Raw genomic sequence first — 25,527 nt, forward strand, 5'->3', positions numbered from 1 at the left:
TTTTATAAATCCGGTGAAGAAAAAACGCAAGTGCATGTCCTCCTTTCTAATTTAAAGAGTGATTTGTCTTTAAACGACGCAACCGGAAACAGGTTTTGTACATCTTATTTTCATTTATGAATAAGTTTCGTTTGTATGAGCAAAAAATTAGGATTTGTGTTAATTGCCGGGTTATTGGCTTTTAGCAGCTGTAATAAAGACCGCGATTCGGAAGCCGTTTTGGTGACGGTTACCGAAACTTTTGATAATGGGAAAAACGGATGGGAAGCAGTTTTTGCATCTTATCCGAAAGGCGGAGAAGAAAATTACGAACTTAATTCGGGAATTACCGCCCTTCCTGAACCATTGGACGGATCAAAAAAAGGGTTCATGATGCATGGGAATAACCACAGCGATGCCTTGAGAATGTTACTGGCAAAACAAGTGGGCGGATTGGTTCCCGGGCAACTTTACGAGCTCATTGTCGAGTTAAGACTGGCTTCAAAATATCCCGAAAACAGCGTCGGGGCAGGCGGAAGCCCGGGCGCTGCAAATCATTTGATTGCATATGCTTCTTCTAGGGGCTTTGAGATTGAAGAGGAGGATGGAATAGAAGTAATGCTCCTTTTTAATTTGTTGCCGGATCCGGACATTGAGGAAGGCCGATCGACAGCCGATTTGGGTACAGTTGGGATTGAAGGCGACGATTTCGTATACACTTTAATTGAGCGGAAAAATGACGAAGCTATTCTTTGCAAGGCTGATCATAACGGAAAAACCTGGGTGATAACCGGAACCTGGTCCGGATTTGAAGGTATTACGACGCTATATTACGATAAAATCAAACTGACATTTACTCCCTTGTCAACCGATTAGCAGAAAAAAAAGCAAAAAAAACCGCCTCGAGGGCGGTTAAAAAGTTTCTTCATACTATCCGAGATATGTTTTTAACAATTTACTCCTGGATGTGTGCCGCAATCTGCGGATTGCTTTTTCTTTTATCTGGCGGACCCTTTCGCGGGTTAGCCCAAATCTTTCTCCAATTTCTTCCAGGGTCATTTCCTGGCAACCAATTCCAAAGAACATCCTGATGATGTCACTTTCTCTTTCTGTAAGGGTAGCGAGAGCTCGTTCAATTTCCCGTGCAAGTGATTCCATCATTAAGCTGCGGTCAGCGTTAGGGGAATCGTTATTGACCAGAACATCGAGGAGGCTGTTGTCCTCTCCTTCTACAAAGGGGGCGTCCACCGAAATATGACGGCCGGAAACCCGGAGGGTGTCTGCAACTTTTTCAGCCGGCAATTCCAGCGATTCCGCCAATTCTTCAGGAGACGGCTTGCGTTCGTTTTCTTGTTCGAATTTCGAATAGGCCTTGTTGATTTTATTCAAAGAACCTACCTGGTTAAGCGGTAATCGAACAATACGCGACTGTTCGGCCAAAGCCTGAAGGATGGATTGACGAATCCACCAAACTGCGTATGAAATGAACTTGAACCCGCGTGTTTCGTCAAACTTTTCTGCTGCTTTTATCAGTCCAAGATTCCCTTCATTAATCAGGTCGGGCAAGCTTAAGCCTTGATTTTGATACTGTTTCGCCACAGAAACAACGAAACGCAGGTTAGCGCGGGTCAGTTTTTCCAATGCAGCCTGATCGCCTTTTTTAATGCGTTGCGCTAATTCTACTTCCTCCTCAACAGTGATAAGTTCTTCCTTGCCAATCTCTTGCAAATACTTGTCCAAAGAGGCGCTCTCACGGTTGGTAATAGATTTTGTGATCTTTAATTGTCTCATATACCCTTCTAAAAAATCGTGCAAATATAGACTTTTGAAGTCAATTATTCAAACCAAAAAGCTGGATCAGGCTTGCGACCTTAATTTGTTAATTTTTAGTAAACATTATTTAGTTTCCTGCAGCAAAAACGAAATAAGCACGCTCACCATTGGGGTAAATACCCTCGATTAATATGCCCCCTTCAGCTTTTTTTACAATTCTCTCCAAATCATTAACCGCGTTTACTTCCTGCTTGTTCACGTGGGTAATGATGAATCCTTTTTTAAGTCCGGCATCTTTTAGCTTACCATTAGATAATTCTACGACTTTAATTCCTTGACTGATGCGAAGTTTGTATCTCTCGTTTTCTGAAACATTGTCAAATTTTGCACCAAGGAATTCATTCACACTCCCGGTAAGGATTTCTGTATCTCCGTGCATGTTACGGAGTGTTACGTTAAAGGGTTTCGCTTTGTTATCCCTTTTTATTAAAACTTTTACAACATCGCCGGGCCTGCGTTTCCCGATCTGTTCCTGCAATTCGGCCGTCGAATTAACCGTTACACCATCAACATTCAGGATAACATCTCCTGCTTTAATTCCGGCTTCTTCAGCTCCGCTGCCTGGATTAACGCCGGCAACATAAATACCTTCAATTTTGTCGAGATTATATTTTTTTGCCTGGTTTGCATCAATGTCCTGAATCGTCACACCCAGTAAAGCCCGCTGAACATGTCCGTATTCTTTCAGGTCGCCGACTACTTTTTCAACAATACCGGCAGGTACTGCAAACGAATATCCGGTATAGGAGCCGGTACGGGATGCAATTGCCGTGTTAATTCCAACCAGTTCGCAATTCATATTTACCAAAGCGCCGCCACTGTTGCCGGGGTTTACGGCAGCATCGGTCTGGATAAATGCTTCGATACTCATATCCGAGGGGTTAATCCGGATATTGCGGCTTTTTGCGCTGACAATACCTGCTGTTACCGTTGAGGTGAGATTAAACGGGTTGCCAACAGCCAGAACCCACTCTCCCAATTTCAGGGCATCGGAGTTTCCGAATTTCAAGGTTGGCAGGTTCTTTTCATCAATTTTCAACAAGGCGATGTCGGTTGTTTCGTCTTTGCCAATCAACTTGGCCGTAAATTCACGCTTATCATTTAATACCACCTGTATCTCATCGGCATTATCAATTACATGATTATTGGTCACAATGTAGCCGTCAGATGAAATAATAACGCCCGAACCGGCGCCTTGCCTGATTTGAGGCTGCTGCCGCTGATAACGATCACCGTAAAACCAGTCAAAAAACGGGTTACTGTACATTTGTACATTTTCTCGCGACGACACTTTAACGTGCACAACAGCGTGAACCGAATTTTCGGCGGCAAAGGTCAAATCAGGAACTTCACCCTGAGGGGCAGAAGGCAAGCCTGCATATCGCATGGCCTGGTTTTCGGTTATCGTTACAAATTGTGGTTTTTCAAAATAACGGGTGTAAGCCCAAAGAGCGATAAATGCGCTACATAGTGCAATAACCAGAGTTAAGCCTATTTTTCCAAAATTCTTCATAGCATCAAAATTTATCTGTTTTATCAATGATTTTTTTACGGTATGATAACGCATAAAAAGTGCCAGAGTTTCCGATTTTGCGAATCGTTTATAATGTTTAACATGTTTTAACAGCAAATCCGCCATGCGGAACTGATTTTTTTAAAAAATGACAGAAAAACAACAGATCGGCTTGTCATTTTTTCATACTTAAGTTCATCTGCCCGTATTTATTCAGAAAGGGTAAAGGTTGGGTTGATGTCATTTTCATTCTTCTTTTAGACGAAAACAACCTATTCGTTTCATTATTTATCTATTTTAGCAGAAATTATCAGGCTGGTAGATTGTTATGGCAGCGCTCCGAAATGCATTTACAAGAGGATCTGACACGAGAAATGTAACGAATTACATTCGGCGTATCGTTGTTTTTTCAACTATCATTATTACGGTAGGCGTAGCAGCGCTTATTTCGATCCAGGAGTTTTTGCTCTTTCAGCGAATCAGTACGCAGCAACGGGAAGATAACATTGGCAAGCAAAAGGATTTTATTAAAGATTTGATTGCCATTGAAGTCGATTATATTGCCAATCAGAAAACCTTGTTTAATGAGCGGATTGCCCGCGAACTGGAAGAAAACGTGTGCAACGCCCACCGGATTGCCCAAAAGCTTTACCATCAATTCAACGGCAGACTGCCTGTTGCCGAGCTGAAACAAATCATTGTAGAAGCAATTTCATCACTGGATTGCTCGGGAACCTATGCCCGCGTATTTATCAACGGGATGGACGGACAGGGAATTTACTACTCCGGCCGCCCTGAGCTTGCCGGAAAAGATCTGTCGGGGCTGAGGGATATTAACGGACACCTGGTCATTCAACGCGAACTGGAACTGCTGAAGAACGAAGGTGAAGGATATATTTGGTATGATGACGGCAACAGGCCGGAAAACTCCTCCCTACCCCACAACAAGGTCACTTTTGTTAAAGAATTTAAACCGTTTAACTGGTATTTTGGCTCCAAATGCTATCTGGACGACTATTATGCCGACTTCAAACAGGAAATAGCAAAGAAAGTCAGTTCCGAGCGGTTCCGGCACGGCGGGTACGTTTTTATAAATGAAACAAACGGCACACCGGTAGTGATGGACGGGAAGGTACATGACGGCCCGTTTAACTTTTTTGACGAAACCGATCCCGAACGGCTAGCCGTGTTCATGAAAGAACTTGAAGTGTCCGCCTCTGCCGAAAACGGAGGATATTTTTCATATGAATGGAATAAAATTGATGAAGAAACGAAGTCTTCAAAAATTTCCTATGTCGCGTTGTACCCGGAGTGTAACTGGCTGGTTGGGGCCGGCTTTTATGTCGATGAAGTTGATGCGGAACTGGTAACGCAAAAAGCTGAATTGAAACGCGGACTTTGGATTAGCCTGGTTCAGATATTTGTGGTGCTTTTCATTATTCTGGCCATCGAGATTTACATTCTGATCCGGTTTAACCGCAATTATGAAGCTGATTTTTTACGTTTTGCCCGCTTTTTCAAGCTTGGTAAAGGAAACTACGCGAAAATTGATGTGGATAAACTCAATTTTAACGAATTCAGGGAAATGGGCATTGTGGCCAATGAAATGATTGAAGAACGTGAAAAAGTACTCGCCCAATTGGTAAAAGAACAAAAAAAGGCCCGCGAATCCGATCGCCTGAAAACCGCATTCCTGGCAAACATGTCTCATGAGATCCGCACGCCGATGAATGCGATCCTGGGCTTTTCAGAACTGATTGATGATGATGATCTCCCGGATCGTGAACGGAAAACTTTCGTTAAAATGATCTCGGTTAATGGCAAGTTTCTGATGAACCTGATTAATGATATTATTGATATTGCAAAAATTGAGTCCGACCAGTTGAATATTGTCAAAAAAGAATTCAGATTAGAAAATTTACTCGAAAGTATTCTGTTGTATTATCGCGAATATATCTCCGGAAATCAGGAACTGGATCAGCTCTGTTTTGAAGTTGAAAGCAGCCTGCCGGCAGGTTTCACATGCTACACCGATGAATTCCGTTTAAGACAGGTCCTCGACAACCTGATTGGGAATGCCATTAAATTTACCCCGGCAGGCATGGTAAAACTGATTGTTTATGCGCGTGACGAGAAGGTCTGGTTTCACGTGCACGACAACGGCATCGGGATCCCGGAAAAAGATCTGGGCTCGGTTTTCGACCGGTTTGTACAGGCCAGCAACCACGTCCTGAAAAATTACGGGGGAACCGGATTAGGACTGGCTATTTCGAAAAATATTGTTTCCCGTTTAGGCGGCGAAATCGGGGTCAAGTCAACTGCGGGCGAAGGGTCGGAATTTTATTTCCATATCGATGCAAAGCCGTAACGGGCTGATCAGGCGCTAAGCGGCAGATAGATGATAAAACGGCTGCCTTTATTGGGTGAGCTTTCGATGGAAAGTTTTCCCTGATTTTTCTCCAGAAACTCTTTGCATATTTTCAAGCCGATTCCCCGGTCTTTTTCGTAGTTGGCGTCAACTTTGCCCATGCCAATGGTGTCGTTTTCCATGATGTCATCGATCATTTCCCGGGTCATACCGACTCCGGTGTCTGAAACAGTCAACAACAATTTGTCTTTGGTAACTTTTGTATCGAGGCTGATCCGGCCTTCCGTCCGGGTGAATTTCACCGAGTTCGAAAGGATGTTTCTGATCACCACATTCATCATTTCCTGGTCGGCCCAGGCAAAATGATTTTCATCAACCTTATTCTCAATCGTGAAATTTTTATGCTTGATGGAACTGGTAAATAAGGACAAATTTTCTTTCACTAAACTTGCCATGCTTATTTTTTGCGGGTTAACGCTTAAATTTCCGGTTTGGCTTTTCGACCAGTTGAGCAGGTTTTCAAGCAAATTGAAAGAACTGTCGACCACTTCGCGCGATTCGTGCAAAATACTTTTTAGTTCTTTGGGATCTTCCAGGTCCTGTTCCACAATCAGGTCGAAAATTCCCTTCACACTCCCGATCGGACCACGCAAACCATGACTGATTAAAGAGAACATCCGGTCTTTTTGCTCATTCAGCTTGATTAAGTAACGTTTTACCTGCTTGTGCTTCTTCAAGGCAACAACCAAGGCAAAGGCAACCAGAATCAACAAGATGACTGCTATAACCAAAAAAACGCCGGTGGCTTTTTGCCGCTCAGACCGGACATCCATTAAATCTTTTTCGCTTTCTGCCTTTTCCTGTTCAAACTTCTCCTGCAACATGGCCAGCTGCCGGTTATTCTCCAACGAGGCCAGGCTATCTTTTATCGTTTGATAACGTTTGTAGTGTTCCAGCGAATTTTTAAAGTCAAAATTCTGTCCGAATAAATCAGATACTTTTTTATACAGAAGTACGGTTTTTTCGCTTTTCCCTAATTTTTCGGATAAACGGATGGCCTCCTGGAAATTTTTCAGTCCCTGAGCAATATTTCGCTGCGTCAGGTAATAATTTCCCAGGTTTTCGTAAGCTGTTACGGCCTCTTCGAGTAAGCCATATTTGAGTGACAATTCGAGCGCGGCATTGCTTAACTGAAAACTGGTCGGATAATTTTCTTTTTCGGCCTCAAGAAGGGCCAGCTTGTTTAACGAACTGATGTTATCTTTAATTCCTGCTGCAGAATCGGTATTTTCCTGCGCTGAAACGCTAAGCCCTGCAAAACCAGTGCAAATCATTACAAACCAAAGCAGATATAAAAGTGTCCGTTTCATGGTTAAAGCTGTTCATTTAAAAGTTGAATAAGCCGGGCAAATTCTTCATCATCGAAACCAACAGAACTGTATATGATTTTTCCGCTTTTATCCATCAGAAAATTCCGGGGAATGAACTGGCTGGCAAACTTTGAATAAATTTCGCGTTTGGGATCCGCCAGCAATTCAAGTTCGTACCCTCTGGCTTGTTTGAATTTTTGTAATTCTTCCGGATGGTGTTCCCGTCCGATAACCAATAAGCTGAAGTCGTTGCGGTTTTTGTATTTTTCGTAAATCTCTTTCTGTAGGTGAGGGAGTTCCTTTAAGCAAGGCCCACACCAGGTAGCAAAAAAATTGATCAGTACCACTTTCCCGTTCAACTCGCTGCTGGCATGGCTCTTCCCCTCCGAATCGGTAAAAATAAATGCAGGCGCCTGTTGCCCGACCCGGACGATGGTTGATTCGTCCTCCCCGGTTTGAGCAAAAACAGAGTTCGTAAGGGCAAGAATGGCAAACAAAATGAGCGCTTTCATGTCAGTTAAGACTTAAATAACAGCAAGATAAAAATTATTCCTGTACATAAAAGTAAAACCGGAATGTAAATGACAAAATAGTTATTAACTTCCGGCTGTTAATTGCCGTAAGTTAATAACTAAACAGAAAAAATTATCCCTTTTAAAACGAGTTTAAAAAGTTTGTGACATTTTTGGCAATCCGGTCCTGGATCTGATCAATCTCAGATTTCACAAACGAATCTCCGGTAATGTTTTCAAAAAGCTCGATATAGCGTTCCGAAACGGAACTGACAAAAGCTTCGTCCATTAGCGGAACCGTCTGCCCTTCTTTGCCTTGGAACCCGTTTTCGATCAGCCACTGGCGAACAAACTCTTTCGAAAGCTGTTTTTGGTTTTCGCCTTTAGCCAGCCGCTCTTCATAGCCGGTGGCATAAAAGTAGCGGGATGAATCGGGAGTATGGATTTCGTCGATCAGGTAAATCTGACCATCCTTTTTGCCGAATTCATATTTGGTATCAACCAGGATCAGTCCTTTTTCTGCCGCCATTTCGGTTCCGCGCCGAAAAAGTTTGCGGGTATAATCTTCCATCAGTTCATAATCTTCCTTACTCACCAGACCGTCGGCAATGATTTTTTCGCGCGAAATGTCTTCGTCGTGACCTTCTGCCGCTTTTGTAGTTGGGGTAATAATCGGTTCAGGAAATTTTTGGTTCTCAACCATGTTTTCGGGAAGCGATATGCCGCATAAGCTACGTTTCCCGCTGCGGTATTCGCGCCAGGCGTGGCCGGTCAGGTACCCGCGGATAACCATTTCAACTTTAAACGGCTCGCAATGAAGGCCAACAGTTACATTGGGATCGGGCGTAGCAAGTTTCCAGTTTGGAACGATATCGGCTGTTGCATCCAGAAATTTGGAGGCAATCTGGTTTAAAACCTGCCCTTTGTAGGGGATCCCTTCCGGCAGAATCACATCGAAAGCTGAGATACGATCGCTTACGACCATCACCAGGTATTCGTCGTTGATGTTGTATACATCGCGCACTTTGCCATGATACACTTGTTTTTGCTTCGGAAAATTAAAATCCGTTCTGGTTAATGCTTTAATCATTTTCGTTGTTTTTATCTGTTTGTTTCTTCTCTTCTTTTTTTGCCAGTTGCATTTGATGGTATTTATCGTATGCATCAACAATTTCACGGACAAGCCGGTGGCGAACAATGTCGTTCGAGTTAAACTGAACGAAGGAAATATCTTTGATATCGCGCAGAATTTTTTTCGCCTGAATTAAGCCAGACTGGCTGACCGACGGCAGATCGATCTGGGTTTCATCGCCGGTGATGATAAATTTAGCGTTCATTCCCATGCGCGTCAGGAACATTTTCAGCTGGTTAAGCGTGGTGTTTTGTGCTTCATCCAAAATAACGAAAGCATCGCTCAGGGTACGCCCGCGCATAAACGCGAGCGGTGCAATCTGAATGATACCGTCTTTCATGAATTCTTCCAGTTTTTTCGCCGGAATCATATCCAGCAGGGCATCGTACAGCGGCTGCAGGTAAGGGTCGATCTTTTCCTTCAGGTCGCCGGGCAAAAACCCAAGGCGTTCACCGGCTTCAACTGCCGGGCGACTCAGGATAATCCGGCGGATCTCCCGGTTTTTTAATGCCCTGACGGCCAAAGCAATGGCGGTGTAAGTTTTTCCTGTTCCGGCAGGACCAATGGCAAAAATCAGGTCCGATTTCCGGCATTCCTCAACCAGAATCCGCTGGTTGGGTGTGCGGGCCCTGATTGGCTTTCCGGTATTGCCGTGCAGCAACACATCCGACGGGTTTGTCTGGATATCAAAAGCCAACGGATCGTTATTCATCACCTGCCTGATGGTTTCCTCCGGCAGTATATTGAATTGATGATAGTGATCGAGCAAAAACTGTAATTTGTGTTCAAAGGCCACGCTTTCCTTTTTGTCGCCTTGCACAATAAGTTGATTGCCCCGGCTGATGATCTTCAATTTCGGGAAAAACGCTTTAATCAGGTCGATTTTGGCATTATTTACCCCGTAAAACTCAAGCGGGTCAATACCTTCCAGTAAAATCAGCTTTTCAAACATATATCGGTTTAAGATCCTTGATATACCCGCAAAAATAAGAAAAATGTTCAGGAATACCGGATTGCTTTGTTTGTTCCTTATCTTTTATTTTGCTGGTCTTCATCAACTCTTTATCCGGGCAAGGTATAATGAATTCCGGCTCCCGGCCCCAGGGGAATCCCCAACAGGATCCAAATAATCAACAAGATCGTCCAGGCGATAAAAAAGATCACCGAATAGGGGATCATGGTCGCGATGATGGTGCCGATACCAGCTTTTGAATCGTATTTTTGAACAAAGGCGATAATCAGGGCAAAAAAGCTCATCATGGGCGAAACCACATTGGTTACGCTGTCGCCAATCCGGTAAACCACCTGCGACAACTCGGGCGAGTATCCCATAATCATAAACATGGGAATAAAAATGGGTGCCAGGATAGCCCATTTGGCTGATGCGCTCCCCATCAACATATTAATGGTTGCCGAAAGAATGATAAACAGGACCATCAGCGGAATCAGCCCGATATTGGCAGCCATCAGCAGTTTAGCCCCTTTTACTGCCAGGATAATCCCTAAATTGCTCCATTTGAAATAAGCGACAAACTGGGCTGCAAAAAATACCAGCACCAAATAGGTGGCCAGTGTTTTCATCGATTTGGCCATTCCGTCCATCACATCCGTATCGTTTTTAAAAACACCGGTGGTAAAACCGTAAGCCAGTCCCATAGCCCCTGCCGTAACAAAAAGCATCGCCACTACGCCTTTAACCAGAGGCGATGATAACAGTCCTCCATCGGTTCCTCTGAAGTAGCCGTTTTCTGGAATGATACCGATCAGCGTGATCACAAAAATACCGGCAAATGCCAACAGAGCCATCAACAAGCCTTTTTTCTCGATTTTCGACAGGCTGGTGAACGAATGCTCATCGTGTTTTACATCTCCCTGATAGTTGCCTAACCGGGGTTCAACAATTTTTTCGGTCACAAAGGTGCCTGTTAAGGCAATAATAAAGGTAGAGGCCACCATAAAATAGTAATTTGCCGTGGCATTAACTTCATAAGTCGGATCAAGAATCACGGCCGCCTCTTCAGATAAGCCGGCCAGCAGGGGGTCAATCGTCCCAATCACCAGGTTGGCGCTGAAACCGCCGGACACGCCGGCAAAGGCGGCAGCCATCCCCGCGATTGGGTGGCGGCCAACAGCCAAAAAGATCACTCCGGCCAGCGGAATCAGCAAGACATAACCAACATCCGACGCCAGGTTGGATATAATACCGGAAAAAACCAGGACGAAAGTGAGCAGGTGTTTGGGCGAGTTCAGCACAAGTAAACGGATCATCGTGTCAATCAAACCGCTTTGTTCGGCAATGCCAATGCCCAGCATGGCCACCAGCACGATGCCCAGGGGCGCAAAGCCGGTGTAGTTTTCAACCATATCAAGCAGGACGCGGTGGATACCGTCGTGCGACAACAGGTTCACCGGTTTTACCACTTCGCCTGTTCCCGGGTGAATAACTTCCCAGTTCAAATAATATCCTACTGCCGACAGCAACAATGCAGCCAATGCAAACAAAGCAAAAAGTGTTGCCGGATGCGGCAACGCATTACCCACCCGTTCGGTCCAGTTTAGTACGTTCCTGAAAATTCCCTTGGTCATCTTCCTCATAATAATCCCTTTTTCGTGACAATTGCGTTTAAAAAAAGTAATTATCCATTAAAACCACAAGAATAAAGGATGGTTCTCTGACTTTTTTATTTTCCCATAAACTGATTGTCCCTGACTTTTTGTTCACTGCGATATCGTGATAAAAGTAAGGGAGTATGTTAAATATTTTGGAATCCTTTTGCGGGCAGCAAGCATTTTCCTATTTTCGGAAACCGAAATTTGAATTGGTAAAAAAATTAAAATTTATTGCAATGGGAAAGAAAATGTTAGGTTCAAAAACAAATGAATTTGTCGAAAGTTTGTGGCTGATGATTTTACGAGTTGGGAGCGGCGCATTTATGCTGACACATGGGATTCCCAAAATTCAGCTCTTATTGGGCGGTGGCGAAATCGCATTTGCCGATCCGTTTGGTTTGGGGCCGACCATATCGCTGATACTGGCTGTTTTTGCCGAAGTAATTTGTTCTGTGTTGTTAATTCTGGGCGTAGTTACCCGGCTGGCCTCTGTCCCGCTGATTGTAACCATGAGCGTGGCCGCATTTTATGTTCATGCAAATGATCCGTTTGCCGGGAAAGAAATGGCTCTGCTTTACCTGTTGATTTTTATCACCATCCTGGTTTACGGAAGCGGCCGTTTTGCTTTGGGACGCCTGATTAAAGGAAATTAATCCATACGCGAACTCCCTCATGGAATGATTTTTCGTGTCACTCGTCCTCAAACGGTGCACGAAAAATCAAAAATTAGGTTTTCTGACTTACATGACTGACAGTTTTACCAGCAAGTCTTCGATTTTCCGGGTTGCATTGGCCGCGCTTCCCGAGAAATTATTCATAAAAACAGAAAATAAAATTTCCTGCCCCGATTGGGTTTTTAACGTTCCGGCAAAACAGCGAACACGCGTCATACTTCCGCTTTTGGCACGAAGGCTGTTGTTGGGGAAATTCTCAGCGCGAAAATACCAGAGTGTGCCGTTGGGCGCTCCCGGCAAGGTCGAAAAAAACTGTTCGCCGTAAAGACTTTTATGCTTCATATAATAAAGCAGGTCGACCATGAATTTGGGGCTGACGGCATTAAAACGGGAAAGTCCGCTGCCATCGGCCAGGAACAAACCTGCGGTATCCAATCCTTTTTCCTTCCAGAAACCGGCAATAAATGCGGTTCCTGCTTCAGTAGTCCCCCATCCGGTGTTGTAAAGCGCCAGCTGTTTCAGCAGGTGCTCGGCAAAAAGGTTCACACTTTCGTGATTGGTTACGCCGATGATTTCGATTAAGGGAGGCGAAACGGTTGTTGCCAACACGGTAGGAAGCAAAGTTTCTTCATCGTGCTTCTTTGCTTTCACCTGACCATCAACAACGACACCTTTAGCTTCGAGCTTGTCTTTTAATTGAGATCCCAGCAGGTAAGGCGGATTGGGAATTGACGCTTTAATAACGAAATCGGCCCGATTTTTAGGAATGGTACCTCTCATGATTCGTTTCTCATCAATTGGACTGCCAAACACGTAGGCCTGATCCCGCTGAATGTTGGAGGAAAGCACCTGGTTTTCGAACTTCAGACCGGGAATCACCGGGACAGTGCCAGTGATCCGGGTTGGCTTTCCTTCTTCTGCCGGTGAAAAAAGGTGTATTTCATACAAATTGTCATAAACCGATAGTCCGCTCGCACCGGCTCCGTAATAATTTCCCATATCTTCCCAGATCCAGGTGTTTGGGATTGTTTGTTCTTCATAAATGGTTGCATCGGTCATAATATCTCCCGCGATATGGCGGATATTCAGGTTTTGCATGCTAACCACCCATTTGTCAAGAAAATGAGGTTCCAGGTAATTCTTTCTGAAATAGGTTGAACCAAGCGCGGGGTCCCCCCCTCCCGTGATGATCAGGTTGCCCAGCAAACTGTCGTTTCTGATTTCGCCCGAGTATGCCAGTTTGGTTTCAAAAGTATAGTAAGGACCGAGAACCTCCAAAGCAGTCGCTGTTGTGAGTAGTTTCAGTGTTGAAGCCGGAACCAGGCTCAATTGCGGGTTGTTCGAGGCAAGAACATTTCCGGTACGGGCATCCTGTAAATAAACGCCAATGCCTGTGTGCGGAGGAATTTCCCCGATCCATTGGTTCAGGATCATTTGTTCACGGGCAGGATTCTGCGCGGTTCCGTTCGAGAAACAAAAAAGAATAAACAAGCAGAGCAACCGGTTAATGGTCTTCATGTTGGTAAAAATCTATGTCGTGAAAAATTGTTGTTTAAGGTATTGATTTCGTCCGAAAAATAAAAAATAATCCCGAAGCCTCCTCCCGGGGGCCGGCTTATCCTGTCCGTGCGAGGCTCCTTTCCCGGTTATTTTTGTGGATTTTTTCCACAGGCGTGATGCGGATTCCACAATTTCCCGAGGAATAAAAAAACGGCATTTCATAAACCATTCTTATCACAATTGATTGATATGCAATTTCTTACATCTGCATTTTATTCACATACTCTGATTCTGGCATACTTTTTTATTGAATAGGTTACGACAATGAATTAATAAATACACTTAAAAGAAGTAGTTATGAAAAACGGATTAATTTTATTAGCAGTCGCAGTGATGGTTGGTTTTGCATTTCCTCAAACATCAGTTGCCAATCAGACAGATAACGATTTAACCATCGTCATGCAACAAGAGGTGCAATATCAGGAAATTGCAGTTGAAGATATTCCGGAAGCTGTGAGTGAAGCCTTGGGAAAAGACTATTCCGGGTTTAAAGTTGAAAAAGCGCTTAAAGGCGACGACGGTTCCTACAAAATTGTTGTGAGCCAGGCAGATGTAAAGTATGCTCTTTTCTACACTGAAAAAGGTGAAATCATTAAAGTAGAACAGTCGGAAGCACCAATGGAATAGTTGAAAACAAATTTCACCAGCATATAGCACCAAACCAGACTGTGTCTCATTTTAAGGGTTTTATTACTTAATGAGATTAGGTGTCACACGACCTCTGTCATGAGTGGGTAACCACAAATGACAGAGGTTTTTTTTAGTGTTTTTAACATTTTGTAACAGGGGTGCATCATACTAAGTGCCATTGACCGGCGTTTTATTTATGATTCGATTAAACAGGCAGATGCAGATGGAAAATATACTGGTGATAGACGATGATGTAACTTTTGGGTTGATGTTGAAGACGCTTCTGGAGAAGCACCAATACCGCGTAGATACTGTTTGTACGCCATCCGACGTACATAAGCTGGTGAAAGAACGGTTTTACCATGTTGTTCTCACCGATATGCGAATGCCCGATATCAGCGGCATAGACCTGATTCGCCCGATAAAGCAAAACTCCCCTGAAACCCGGATCATTATGATGACCGGGTATGCAGACATCGCTTCAGCGATTCTATCCATAAAAAGAGGCGCGTTTAACTATATTCCGAAACCTTTTCAGCCCGAAGAAGTTTTAAACATGATTCGTGAGGCTATGGCCAAAGAGCCTGAAACAAGGCCCAAAACAGCGAACAATCATGTTCATAAAAATGATTTTCTGGATGGGGTGAGTAAGGTATCGAAACGATTGAAGCACCATATTCGCCTGGTAGCTCCGACGCCCATGTCGGTTCTGATTACCGGCGAAAGCGGTACGGGAAAAGAGTACATTGCCCGTTCCATTCACAACCAGAGCGCCCGGGTCGGAAAACCTTTTATTGCAGTTGATTGCGGAGCCATTCCCGGAGAATTGGTGGCCAGTGAGTTTTTCGGTCATCTGAAAGGCTCGTTTACCGGAGCAATTGCCGATAAAACCGGCCATTTCGAATCGGCTGACGGAGGTACGCTTTTCCTGGATGAAGTGGGAAACCTTTCTTACAATACCCAAATACAACTCCTACGGGTGTTGCAGGAACGAACCATCAAACCCGTGGGAAGCAGCCGTGAACTGCATGTTGATGTGCGCATTATCGCTGCCACCAACGAAGATCTTACGGAGGCCCAGGAAAACGGAACGTTCAGAAAAGACCTGTTTCACCGCCTGAATGAATTTCAAATTAAAGTTCCACCCGTTCGCGACCGGAAGGAAGATATTATGCTTTTTGCCCGGCATTTTTTAGCCCAGGCCAATATATATCTGAGCAAGACAGTTGAAGATTTTAGCCCGGAAGTGGAAACTGCTTTTATGAATTACAACTGGCCGGGTAACCTGAGAGAAATGAAAAATGTGGTAAAACGCGCTACCTTACTTTCGGTTGAATCATGGATTGGTATGGATGAAATACCTATTGAGATCTGGCAGATGCAACGAAAAGACAATAACATGGGCTTATACAACGGAGAGAACGAAATGGAGCTAATTCGTAAGGCTCTGGAGACCAGTTCTTATAACAAGAGCGAGGCGGCCCGTTTGTTGAAAATTGATCGAAAAACCCTGTATAACAAATTGAAACAATACCGGATGGACGTTCCGGTTAAAAAAAACGGGGCGCCGAGACATTTCTGACCAAAAGCTATAACAATTTGCCCCGTTCATCTTTCACATACCTGCGCGCCTCTCCTCCTGTTGATATTCAATCAACTTTACCACATTTCGATACTCATCCGCAGATCACATTTCTGTCGGCACATAATGTCTGCACGCTAAGCTACATCTCATGTTTTTCAATGTGAAGAAGCAACTTGTTTATCCATTTCTGCACCGTTCCGGCCAACAGAAAAAACTGGCGGTCATCCAGCTTTGCCCGGTCTTCGTGTGCTAACCGGTCCAAAATTTCTACAATTGGTTTCACTTCCAACTGACGAAATAAGGGAAGCATTTTGTGTGATAGTCCTGAAATGGCCATCGCATTTTTCTCATCGAGATATTGACGAAAAAGAGCCATATTTTCTTTTCCTGTTTTCAGGAAGGAAACTAAAATCACTTCCAGGCTTTTCGGGTCGCCTAAAGCGAAATCACTGAGCTTTTTCAGTTTATATTCCAGTATTCTTTCTTCTGTATTCATGGCATTAACAATCAAACTGTTTGTTGGAAATATGTTCTGTTAAAAAGCAACCAGACTTGGGGTGTCATTTTTGTCCTGTAAAAAACAAACGGAGAAGTCCGGGTTCTTGTTGTTCTGTTTTCAACGATTTCCGACATTTGTACAACACAAAAAATCGGGTTAAATTTAGGTTATGCCTCTTTTCAAAATCCGATGTTTATACACCGGATTTATTATCTTTGTTGCGGCTTTTTCAAAAGCATTTAAAAATCAGAGTTTTAAGAAATACATTAAGTTTAATTCAAAACCATAAATCATGTTAATTCGTAACGTTGTTGGTAGAGAAATTCTGGATTCACGTGGTAATCCCACGGTGGAAGTTGAAATCACACTGGAGTGTGGAGCTGTTGGTTTGGCGGCTGTGCCCTCAGGCGCTTCAACCGGAGAAAACGAAGCGCTGGAACTGCGCGACGGCGACAAAGGCCGTTACCTGGGGAAAGGTGTTTTGAAAGCTGTTGAAAATGTGAATACGGTCATCGCCAAAGAAATTATTGGTATGGACGCTTCAGAACAGGTTGCCCTCGATAAAAAATTATTGGAACTTGACGGAACCAAAACCAAATCAAAATTAGGCGCCAACGCCATGTTGGGCGTTTCGCTCGCTGCTGCAAAAGCTGCCGCCAACGCGCTTGGTTTACCTTTATACCGTTACATCGGCGGGTCAAATGCCAAAACATTGCCTGTTCCGATGATGAACATCATCAATGGCGGTTCGCACTCAGACGCCCCGATCGCTTTCCAGGAATTCATGATTCGCCCGATTGGCGCTCCTTCATTCCGCGAAGGCTTACGCATGGGCGCTGAAGTGTTCCACAGCCTGAAAAAAGTGCTGCACAAACGCGGCCTGAGCACGGCGGTTGGCGACGAAGGTGGTTTTGCTCCTGCCCTGGATGGCACCGAAGACGCCTTAAACAGCATTATCGAAGCCATCAAAAACGCCGGCTACAAACCTGGCCGTAAAGAAGACGGCGGCGATGTTTCGATCGCTTTGGATTGCGCTGCTTCAGAATTTTATGAAGACGGAATCTACGACTACAGTAAATTTGAAGGCGCTAACGGTGCAAAACGTACCCGCGAAGAACAAGTCGCTTTCCTGGCCGAACTGGTTGAAAAGTTCCCGATTGACTCCATCGAAGATGGTTGCCATGAAGGTGACTGGGATGGTTGGGTGAAACTGAATGCCGCTATCGGCCACAAATGCCAGTTGGTTGGCGACGATTTATTCGTAACCAATGTTGAATACCTGAAAAAAGGAATCGAACTGGGCGCTGCCAATTCAATCCTGATTAAAGTGAACCAGATTGGTACCTTAACCGAAACATTAGACGCCATTGAAATGGCCCACCGTGCAGGCTATACTTCGGTAACTTCGCACCGCTCGGGCGAAACCGAAGATTCAACCATTGCTGATATCGCCGTAGCAACCAACTCCGGTCAGATCAAAACCGGTTCGTTGAGCCGCTCCGACAGGATGGCTAAATACAACCAATTACTTCGTATTGAAGAGCAATTGGGTGAATCAGCGATCTACGGATACAAAAAAGTATACAAGAAGTAATTCTGAAAATACCGGATCAACGAAAGCCGCTCTCCGAAAGGGAAGCGGCTTTTTTCGTCAGCCAAAGTTACCTGCCGGTTCAAATCGGGTCAGACACACCCACGTTCAGTTCCCTCTTTCAAACAGGCTCTTTCATACCTTATGTTCGTTATCCGAAAAAGACCGGTTCGGAAAAACCGAAGCTTTTTAGCAATTTGTTTACATGGTATACGATTTTGTGAGAAACGGGAATAAACATCAGACAAGGAACAAGAAAATTTCTACATTTGTTGAAATCGATTAACTTTTACTCCGTTTATGGAAGAAGACAAGAAACAGGTGAGGGCCTTGAAGGATGGCGATTACGAGGCGTTTGATGTCTTGTTCCGAAAATACACCGAGCGGATTTATGCGTTCACGCTGGGCATCACCAAACAAAAATTTGCAGCAGAAGAAATCACGCAAATTGTTTTTTTGAAGGTGTGGGAACGGCGGCGTCTGATCGAAGAACATTTTTCATTTAAATCATTTTTGTTTTCGGTAGCCTACCATGAAATTATTTCCTGGTTACGCAAAGAAAAGTCGGAGAAACGAAAAATTGAACACTTTCTGACATCGACAAATTTTTCAAGCGAAGAAACCGAGGTAAGCATCGAATTTAAAAATCTTGAACACCTGACCCATCAGATCATCGATCATTTCCCGGAAAAACGACGGCAAATCTTCAAACTCAGCAGGGAGCAAGGGCTCTCGAATAAAGAAATTGCCCGGGAACTGAACATCTCGATAAAAACGGTAGAAGCACACATCACTTCAGCCCTGAAAATTCTCCGGGAGAAACTGGAAACCAGTTCCTTTCCCGGACACCTCTACTTCTCTATATTTTTTATTTCTCAGACACATACCGACAAAAGGAAGTCGTAACAAGCTCTTTGGCTTCCCCTGATCCATTTTTTTGAAAAATATTTTCTTCGGCACTAAGGGTTAAGGGCGATGGCTTTCGTATTAGTGTAAAAGTAAAATCACACATGGAGCATCCCGACATCATCAAGTATGTGAACGGAGAAACCTCGGATGAAGAGTCCGAAAGGATACTGGGATGGATGAAAGATCATGAAAATGATCCTGAAATCCGGGAAATTTTAGGGTATATCTGGACACATGCATCAATTAAGCTGACAGGTGAAAAGCCTGATTTCGAGCTATTGCTGCAACAGGTACGCGAACAAATCAATGCGCGCAAAACGAAACGACTCCGGATGATTCGATGGAAAGACGTTTACCTGTCTTTTTCACGCATTGCTGCTGTTTTAATCGTTCCCCTGATTGTTCTTTCCGTTTTTTTATACATCAAAAACAGCGATCTGTCCCGGAATACCGGATCGGCTATTCTTGAACATGAGTTGCACACCAAAGCGGGAACCCGCACCAAAATTACGCTGGAGGATGGTACGCTCGTGTGGTTACACGATGGGACAACCTTTAAATACCCGGGTAAGTTTGACAAAAAGGAACGGCGTGTATTTGTTGACGGTGAAGCGTATTTCGAAGTAGCGGCAAATCCCAAAAGCCCTTTCATCGTTGATAATCCCATGATGAAAACCATCGTTACCGGAACCCGGTTTAACCTCAATGCTTACTCGGCCGATGAATATTTTGAAGCCACCTTGCTTGAAGGGAAAATTCATCTGCAGAACGATCAGCAAACCTACCAACTCGAACCGGGCAGACAAATTCAGTATGACAAACAAACCGGCAAAGTAGCTCAAATGAACGTAAATTCATCTTCCTCAACGGCCTGGATTAACGGCAAACTGATTTTAGAGGACGAGTCTTTACCGATCGCTTTGAAAAAAATCAGCCGTTGGTATAACATCGAAATTATCGTGCAGGATCCGGAACTGAAAAGTTACCTCCTGACGGCCACCATTGATCAGGAAAAACCCGAGCAAACACTCCGACTGATCTCATTTGCTCTTCCGGTTGACTACTCGGTGAAAACCAGGCAAAACGGCAGTGAACTGATAAAAACCTTTTATTTGAAAAAGAGATGAGCGCCATTAAAAAACCATATCACGGACGATCGCCCTGTCCTTCTCCTGAAAAAATCAATAAGGTCTGTTTTATAACAAAATAACCGGCAGGAATCTGGTCCATTCTCTGCCGGTCAATTCAATAGTTTAATAATGTAAACCGCGTAAATTTATGAAAAAAAAGTTGAATCCCATCATTTCCTGGCACCTGTCAGCGGAAATGAAAAAAACATTCATGCACATGAAACTAACTTGTGTGATCTTTTTGCTGGCCATACTCCAGTCGTTTGCCGGAGCCACTTATTCGCAAACAGCAACCGTTTCCCTGCGATTAAATAACAGTTCGGTAAAGAACGTTTTGCTGACCATCGAAAACCAGACGGATTTTTACTTTCTCTACAGCAGCAAGGTCATTGATGCCGACCGGAAAGTAAGCATCGATATGGATAAAGCACGGATCCCGGATATTCTGGATGTGGTCTTTGCCGGAACAAACGTGAATTATACGATTGAAGGCCGCCAAATTGTGTTGTCGGCAAACGGTCAAACGGTTAGTTCGTTTTCCGGACAACAACGGAGCATAACCGGAAAAGTAACCGATTCATCCGGTCAGCCCCTGCCCGGAGTAACTGTATTGATAAAAGGAACTACAATGGGTACGGTAACCGACCTTGACGGGAATTATACGCTGTCGGTTCCTTCCGGAAACCCGATACTCGTTTTTTCGTTTGTGGGCATGAGAAGCATCGAAATAGCCGTGGAAGGGAGGGCCTCAATAAATGCAAAAATGGAGGAAGAAACGGTTGGGATCGAAGAAGTTGTGGCCGTTGCTTACGGAACGATGAAGCGTAAAGATTTGACCGGTTCGATCAGTACGGTAGATGCGACCCTAATCAGCGCACAAGCCAACTCAACAGTAACCCGTGCACTCGAAGGCGCTGTTCCCGGCATACAAATATCAGCGGTCGACGGACAGCCCGGCCTCGACATGGGCATCCGTTTACGCGGGTTAGGTACGGCCAGCCAGAATAACGCTAACGCTTTAGTGGTGATTGACGGCGTTCCCGCCCAGCACGACAACCCCCTGTCAACCATCAATCCCAAAGACATTGCAAGCATCACGGTGTTAAAAGATGCGGCTTCTACAGCCTTGTATGGCTCGCGCGGCGCCAACGGCGTTGTGTTGATTACTACCAAAAAAGGATCAACCGGTAAAACAAAAATCTCCTTTGAAGGACGTTGGGGGATTAACCAGGTGGGTCCTTATCAGTACGATAAAATTTCAAACCCCAAAGACATCTATGAATTTACATGGCTAAGCATCTACAATTCTGTTCGTTACGGAGTTAACGGTACCGGGAGGTCGGCAAATTATACGACGAATCTTCAAAATCCGAACATGTCGCACGAAGCCGCCGCTCAATTTGCCAGCCAGCATTTGTTTGACTACACGGGATCAACCACAGCCTTCACCAGAAATGCGTTGGGTAACTGGATGTTGTATGATGTGCCCGGAGCAGTTTACACTCCATCGGGCACAGGGGCCACTGCCAGTTCAACCATGAGCGGGGCCTACCTGGTGAATACTGATGGCAAGCTCAACCCGAATGCCCGCTTGCTTTACCATGACAATTATGACGACTATCTGCTGGAAAACCAGTTCCGCCAGGAATACAACATCTCGGCAACCGGCGGCAGCGACAAGGTGGATTACTTTCTGTCGTTAGGCTATCTCGAAGATCCTTCGTATATCCGCGGTTCACAGTTTGGCCGTTACAACGGGCGTTCCAGTATCAACGCGCAACTGTACGACTGGCTGAAAGTTGGAAGCAACGTCGCCTATTCATGGCGCGAAACCCAATCGCCCGCCACCCGTTACGGACGCAACCCCGGTTCGGCAACGGCCAATATCTTCCGCTACATCAACGGGCAAAACCAGTTGATCCAACTCTATGCCCGCGATGCAAACGGGAATTACATTTACGAAAACGGCAAACGAAAAGTACATACGGCGGCAGGCGATACTTATTCGCCGCTTGGTCTGACTTCAACCTCTCTTTCTTCTTCCGATGTGATTTACATGTTGGACAATGATAAAGACATCCGAAAATCAAGCGATATTGTTACCCGTTCGTATGCTGAAGTGAAACTGCTGAAAGACCTGACATTCACTACCAACCTGGGTGTTGAAAAATACCACGAAACCCGCACCCGTTACTGGCAAAGTGAAACCGGACAGGCTGCCGGCGTCGGCGCTTTCGGTAAAATCTATCAAAACGTGACCATCCTCAACACCCAGCAGTTGCTGAATTACAGCCATAACTTTGACAAACATCAGGTGAATGCTTTGGCCGGACACGAATTCAACAAATATCATTTTGAAACGCTGTACTACAACTCGGCTTACGAATTGATTCCTGGATTTGCAACCTTTGCCAACTTTGTTGGGCGTTACACCGGAGGTACCTTCTCGTCGCCTGGCGGGAACGAGTATGAGAATGCCATGGAAAGCTACCTCGGTCGTATCAACTACATTTATAATGATAAATATTACGGAGAAGCATCCGTCCGTCGCGATGGTTCTTCCAAATTCAAATACAACTCGACCCGCTGGGGTACCTTCTGGTCAGTCGGCGGCGGATGGCGTGTAAGCGCTGAATCATTTATGGAGAATACAAAAAACTGGCTCGACAACTTAAAAGTCCGCACCAGCTACGGGGTCATCGGGAACCAAAACGGGATCTCCAACTATTCAGGATACCAGACCTGGGGTTACAGCGCCACCTATACATCCACGACAGGAGGTAACGGTATTCCGGCCAGCTATAAACTGACACAAGGCAGTTATGTAAACGACGGACTGACCTGGGAGAACACCTGGACATTTGACGCCGGTATCGACTTCAGTTTATTCAACCGCGTTTACGGGACTTTCGATTTTTACGACAGGAATACCAACAATGCCATCTGGAACCAGCCGATTGCCATTTCACTTGGCCAGTCGAGCATTGCCAAAAACTCGGCAAAAATACAAAACCGCGGATTTGAAGTGGAACTGAACGTGGACATTATCAAGAAGAAAGATTTACTCTGGACTGTGTCGCTCAACGGTACCCATTACAATACCGTTCTGAAGGCTGTTCCTCCCGGTGTTGGTTCTGCCGAGCTGGACGGCAACTGGACGGCAACAGCCGACGCCTGGTCCATCGCCGGATCAGGGTCTTCATCAGGGGTAACCTACCTGCGCGGCATCGGGAAAGATTATTACAACCTGTATGTGTTTAAATATGCCGGAGTAGATCAGAATACCGGGCTTCCGCTTTTCTATCACAAGGTAACCAGCACAGATCACGACAACGGCTTATATGCAGATACCGCTGTTGGCCAGGATGTCAAAACAACCAACTACTCAACAGCCTCGCGCTACGAAGTGGGCGATGCAATTCCGGACTGGATTGGCGGTTTAAGTACAACCGTAAAATATAAAAACTTCGATTTCACAGGTATGCTGGCCTATCAGTTGGGTGGAAAATTTTACAGCACCGAGTATGGTAACAACTTATACATCAGCGATAACCTGAACAGCGCCTTATCAGCCGAACTCATTGGAAATACATGGACACCTGAAAATACCAATGCGAAGTTTCCAATGGCCATGTATGGCAATACTTACGGCGACGGCGCCACCTTTGGCAGCTGGTTATACTCCGATCTGGCCTTGTTCAACGCATCGTACCTGAACCTGAAAAATATAACCATTGGTTATACCCTGCCTGAAAACCTGTTGCAAAAATACAAAATCAGCAACCTGAGGTTCTACGTATCGGCCGATAACCTGTTGATGGTAACTTCTCACTCCGGTATCGATCCGCGGATGTCGCTGGTTGGAGGATTCGACGTTGGCGCCTATACTTACCCGTCGATGCGAACCATCTCTTTCGGCCTCAACCTTGATTTATAATCGTTTTAAAAGTTAAAGAATATGAAAAATTATATAATTGGACTCGTTATCGTGGCAGGTATCATTTTCGCATCCTGTTCCGATCAGCTGGATTTAGAGCCTGCAAACAGCATCACCGATGAACAGATTAAAGAATTACTGGCCTCAGGAGATGAAGCAACCATTGATTTGATTATATCAAGCATGGCAAACACGATGCCGACTCAGTTCAATGCCAGCGGACTTAACGGGGCAGGGACAGCTGATGGCCGTTATCGTTCCATTCAGGGCCTGGAGGCCATGCGTAACCTCGAAGGAAACGACATCGTGTTTGGAAATAAAAACCTCTCCATTTTTGGCGCCGATGAATATTACCTCCGCGATTTTACCTCTACATCGGTAGATAAAAATTTATATTACTGGAACCACATGTGGTCAGTAATCACCACGGCCAATAAAATGTTAACCTACCTTGATGATGAAATTGTTGGAAGTAACATCAAGCTTAAAGAATATAAAGCGAGAGGTTTGGTCGCACGCGCCTATGCCTATAATTACCTGATGGAAAACTACCAGGACTCCTATTTGCAGGGTGGAAATACGAAACTGGGCATCATGCTGTACGATACCTACTCCCCGACTCAGCCCAATAAGGCCCGTGCAAGTTCGACCGACACCTATGATTTTATTAAAAACGACCTGACAAAAGCGATTTCACTGATGACAGACGCAGCGAAAGGTTACACCATTGAAACGCTGACCGATATTGATTTATCCGTTGCCAAATTTCTCCTGGCCCGCGTTTGCCTGATTACCGGCGACTGGACAACGGCGATTTCGGCCTGTAACGACATTTTGGCCAAGTACCCCACCCTGATGGGACAAAGTGTTTATGGCGGCGTTAATAATGTGGGTACGACCGCCAATCCTGAAATCCGGCCCGAAACCAATGGATTCCTGTACAACAATGTCAATCCCGAAGTGATCCTGGGCTGGCCGGTAGGCGAAGCCTTAACGGCTCATAACGGCTGGATGAACCCCTTCGCCGAAGGTTACGGCGGGTTAAGCGAAGGTTTTGCCCGCATCGACAACCGGCTCTATGAAAAAATAGATAACCGGGATTATCGTAAAAATTGTTTTATGGCAACCGACTTTGGCGACTATGCTTACCCGACCAATGCCACGGTCCGGTACATTCCGGCTTATACCAACCTGAAATTTGCAGCTACCCACGGAATCGGCACCGATGACAAAAAAAATGTCGGGACGGTTACCTGTTACGCCATGCGTTCGTCGGAAGTATTGCTGATGAAAGCTGAAGCCCAGGCACAGGCCGGAAGTTCGAACGAAGCCAAAGCAACCTTGAATATCCTGCTGGCAGCCCGCACCAAAACCGGCGAAACCCCCTTAACCTGCGACACCTATTCGAGCATGACCGGAATGACTGCCCTGCAAATGGTGCAGCTACAGACCCGCATTGAACTATGGGGCGAAGGCGGCCGTGAATTTTTTAACAACAAACGTTGGGGAATCCCGGTTGACCGGACAAGTTCGTCCAACCACATCGACAAAGGGACCTACAGCGTTGCCAACATGACGCTGAAAATTCCGGAAGACGAGATTTTGTATAACCCGCTTTGTGTTCAGAACTAAGAGAATTCTGTTATAAATTTTATTAAAAAGGGCGGAGCCTATGCCCCGCCCTTTTTTTCTCTT

General features: G+C 45.0%; 19 protein-coding genes. 10 read left to right on the plus strand and 9 right to left on the minus strand.

Going from position 1 to position 25,527, the window contains the following annotated elements:
- The first annotated feature begins 135 nt into the window (after positions 1–135).
- Entirely contained in the window at positions 136–855 is a 720-nt protein-coding gene (locus ACOIT5_RS00715) for a hypothetical protein (RefSeq protein WP_423128555.1), read from the plus strand.
- A gap of 54 nt (positions 856–909) precedes the next feature.
- Here ACOIT5_RS00715 and ACOIT5_RS00720 read toward each other — a convergent pair whose 3' ends face one another.
- Both ACOIT5_RS00720 and ACOIT5_RS00725 read right to left on the minus strand, forming a co-directional pair.
- The gene (locus tag ACOIT5_RS00720; protein ID WP_282592331.1) at positions 910–1,770 is read right to left on the minus strand and encodes a sigma-70 family RNA polymerase sigma factor; all 861 of its coding nucleotides are present in this window, start codon (positions 1,768–1,770) and stop codon (positions 910–912) included.
- A gap of 109 nt (positions 1,771–1,879) precedes the next feature.
- Positions 1,880–3,325 (minus strand): Do family serine endopeptidase, encoded by a 1,446-nt coding sequence (locus ACOIT5_RS00725; protein WP_423128556.1) that lies wholly within the window; start codon positions 3,323–3,325, stop codon positions 1,880–1,882.
- Positions 3,326–3,653: 328 nt separating this feature from the next.
- On the opposite strand from ACOIT5_RS00725, the gene ACOIT5_RS00730 reads away from it, so the two are divergent.
- The gene (locus ACOIT5_RS00730; RefSeq protein WP_423128557.1) at positions 3,654–5,693 is read left to right on the plus strand and encodes a cache domain-containing protein; all 2,040 of its coding nucleotides are present in this window, start codon (positions 3,654–3,656) and stop codon (positions 5,691–5,693) included.
- A gap of 8 nt (positions 5,694–5,701) precedes the next feature.
- On the opposite strand, the gene ACOIT5_RS00735 is transcribed toward ACOIT5_RS00730, so the two are convergent.
- The 5 genes from ACOIT5_RS00735 to ACOIT5_RS00755 form a co-directional block, all read right to left on the minus strand.
- On the minus strand, positions 5,702–7,063 hold the full coding sequence (locus ACOIT5_RS00735; RefSeq protein ID WP_423128558.1) for an ATP-binding protein: 1,362 nt from the start codon (positions 7,061–7,063) through the stop codon (positions 5,702–5,704).
- Between the two features lie 2 nt (positions 7,064–7,065).
- Positions 7,066–7,575 carry a TlpA family protein disulfide reductase gene (locus ACOIT5_RS00740; RefSeq protein ID WP_423128559.1) on the minus strand — a complete coding sequence of 170 codons (510 nt, stop codon included), beginning with the start codon at positions 7,573–7,575 and terminating at the stop codon, positions 7,066–7,068.
- A gap of 142 nt (positions 7,576–7,717) precedes the next feature.
- Positions 7,718–8,665 (minus strand): phosphoribosylaminoimidazolesuccinocarboxamide synthase, encoded by a 948-nt coding sequence (locus ACOIT5_RS00745; protein WP_423128560.1) that lies wholly within the window; start codon positions 8,663–8,665, stop codon positions 7,718–7,720.
- Entirely contained in the window at positions 8,658–9,659 is a 1,002-nt protein-coding gene (locus tag ACOIT5_RS00750; RefSeq protein ID WP_423128561.1) for a PhoH family protein, read from the minus strand. The genes ACOIT5_RS00745 and ACOIT5_RS00750 overlap by 8 nt, the downstream gene beginning before the upstream one ends.
- A gap of 110 nt (positions 9,660–9,769) precedes the next feature.
- Positions 9,770–11,302, minus strand: coding sequence for an AbgT family transporter (locus ACOIT5_RS00755; protein ID WP_423128562.1), 1,533 nt, complete (start codon positions 11,300–11,302; stop codon positions 9,770–9,772).
- Between the two features lie 251 nt (positions 11,303–11,553).
- Here ACOIT5_RS00755 and ACOIT5_RS00760 point away from each other — a divergent pair, with 251 nt between their 5' ends.
- A complete protein-coding gene (locus ACOIT5_RS00760; RefSeq protein ID WP_423128563.1) occupies positions 11,554–11,970 on the plus strand; it encodes a DoxX family protein in 417 nt (138 codons plus the stop codon).
- Positions 11,971–12,057: 87 nt separating this feature from the next.
- Here the strand turns inward: ACOIT5_RS00760 and dacB are convergent, their stop codons facing one another.
- The gene (dacB, locus tag ACOIT5_RS00765) at positions 12,058–13,509 is read right to left on the minus strand and encodes a D-alanyl-D-alanine carboxypeptidase/D-alanyl-D-alanine endopeptidase (protein ID WP_423128564.1); all 1,452 of its coding nucleotides are present in this window, start codon (positions 13,507–13,509) and stop codon (positions 12,058–12,060) included.
- A gap of 339 nt (positions 13,510–13,848) precedes the next feature.
- Between dacB and ACOIT5_RS00770 the strand changes: the two genes are divergently transcribed.
- Both ACOIT5_RS00770 and ACOIT5_RS00775 read left to right on the plus strand, forming a co-directional pair.
- Complete coding sequence (locus tag ACOIT5_RS00770) at positions 13,849–14,178, plus strand: hypothetical protein (protein WP_423128565.1); 330 nt, start codon at positions 13,849–13,851, stop codon at positions 14,176–14,178.
- A 226-nt stretch (positions 14,179–14,404) separates the two neighbouring features.
- A complete protein-coding gene (locus ACOIT5_RS00775) occupies positions 14,405–15,763 on the plus strand; it encodes a sigma-54-dependent transcriptional regulator (protein WP_423128566.1) in 1,359 nt (452 codons plus the stop codon).
- 142 nt (positions 15,764–15,905) lie between these two features.
- On the opposite strand, the gene ACOIT5_RS00780 is transcribed toward ACOIT5_RS00775, so the two are convergent.
- The gene (locus ACOIT5_RS00780; protein WP_423128567.1) at positions 15,906–16,262 is read right to left on the minus strand and encodes a hypothetical protein; all 357 of its coding nucleotides are present in this window, start codon (positions 16,260–16,262) and stop codon (positions 15,906–15,908) included.
- A 295-nt stretch (positions 16,263–16,557) separates the two neighbouring features.
- Between ACOIT5_RS00780 and eno the strand changes: the two genes are divergently transcribed.
- From eno to ACOIT5_RS00805, 5 genes are all read left to right on the plus strand, one after another.
- On the plus strand, positions 16,558–17,859 hold the full coding sequence (gene eno, locus ACOIT5_RS00785) for a phosphopyruvate hydratase (RefSeq protein WP_432205914.1): 1,302 nt from the start codon (positions 16,558–16,560) through the stop codon (positions 17,857–17,859).
- 297 nt (positions 17,860–18,156) lie between these two features.
- Positions 18,157–18,762, plus strand: a complete 606-nt coding sequence (locus ACOIT5_RS00790) for an RNA polymerase sigma factor (protein WP_423128568.1) — start codon at positions 18,157–18,159, stop codon at positions 18,760–18,762.
- A gap of 104 nt (positions 18,763–18,866) precedes the next feature.
- Positions 18,867–19,892, plus strand: a complete 1,026-nt coding sequence (locus ACOIT5_RS00795; RefSeq protein ID WP_423128569.1) for a FecR family protein — start codon at positions 18,867–18,869, stop codon at positions 19,890–19,892.
- A 151-nt stretch (positions 19,893–20,043) separates the two neighbouring features.
- Complete coding sequence (locus ACOIT5_RS00800) at positions 20,044–23,832, plus strand: TonB-dependent receptor (protein WP_423128570.1); 3,789 nt, start codon at positions 20,044–20,046, stop codon at positions 23,830–23,832.
- Between the two features lie 21 nt (positions 23,833–23,853).
- The gene (locus tag ACOIT5_RS00805) at positions 23,854–25,464 is read left to right on the plus strand and encodes a RagB/SusD family nutrient uptake outer membrane protein (RefSeq protein WP_423128571.1); all 1,611 of its coding nucleotides are present in this window, start codon (positions 23,854–23,856) and stop codon (positions 25,462–25,464) included.
- The last annotated feature ends 63 nt before the right edge of the window (positions 25,465–25,527 follow it).

Source organism: Gaoshiqia hydrogeniformans (genome assembly GCF_049347105.1).
Classification (GTDB): Bacteria; Bacteroidota; Bacteroidia; order Bacteroidales; family Prolixibacteraceae; genus Gaoshiqia; species Gaoshiqia hydrogeniformans.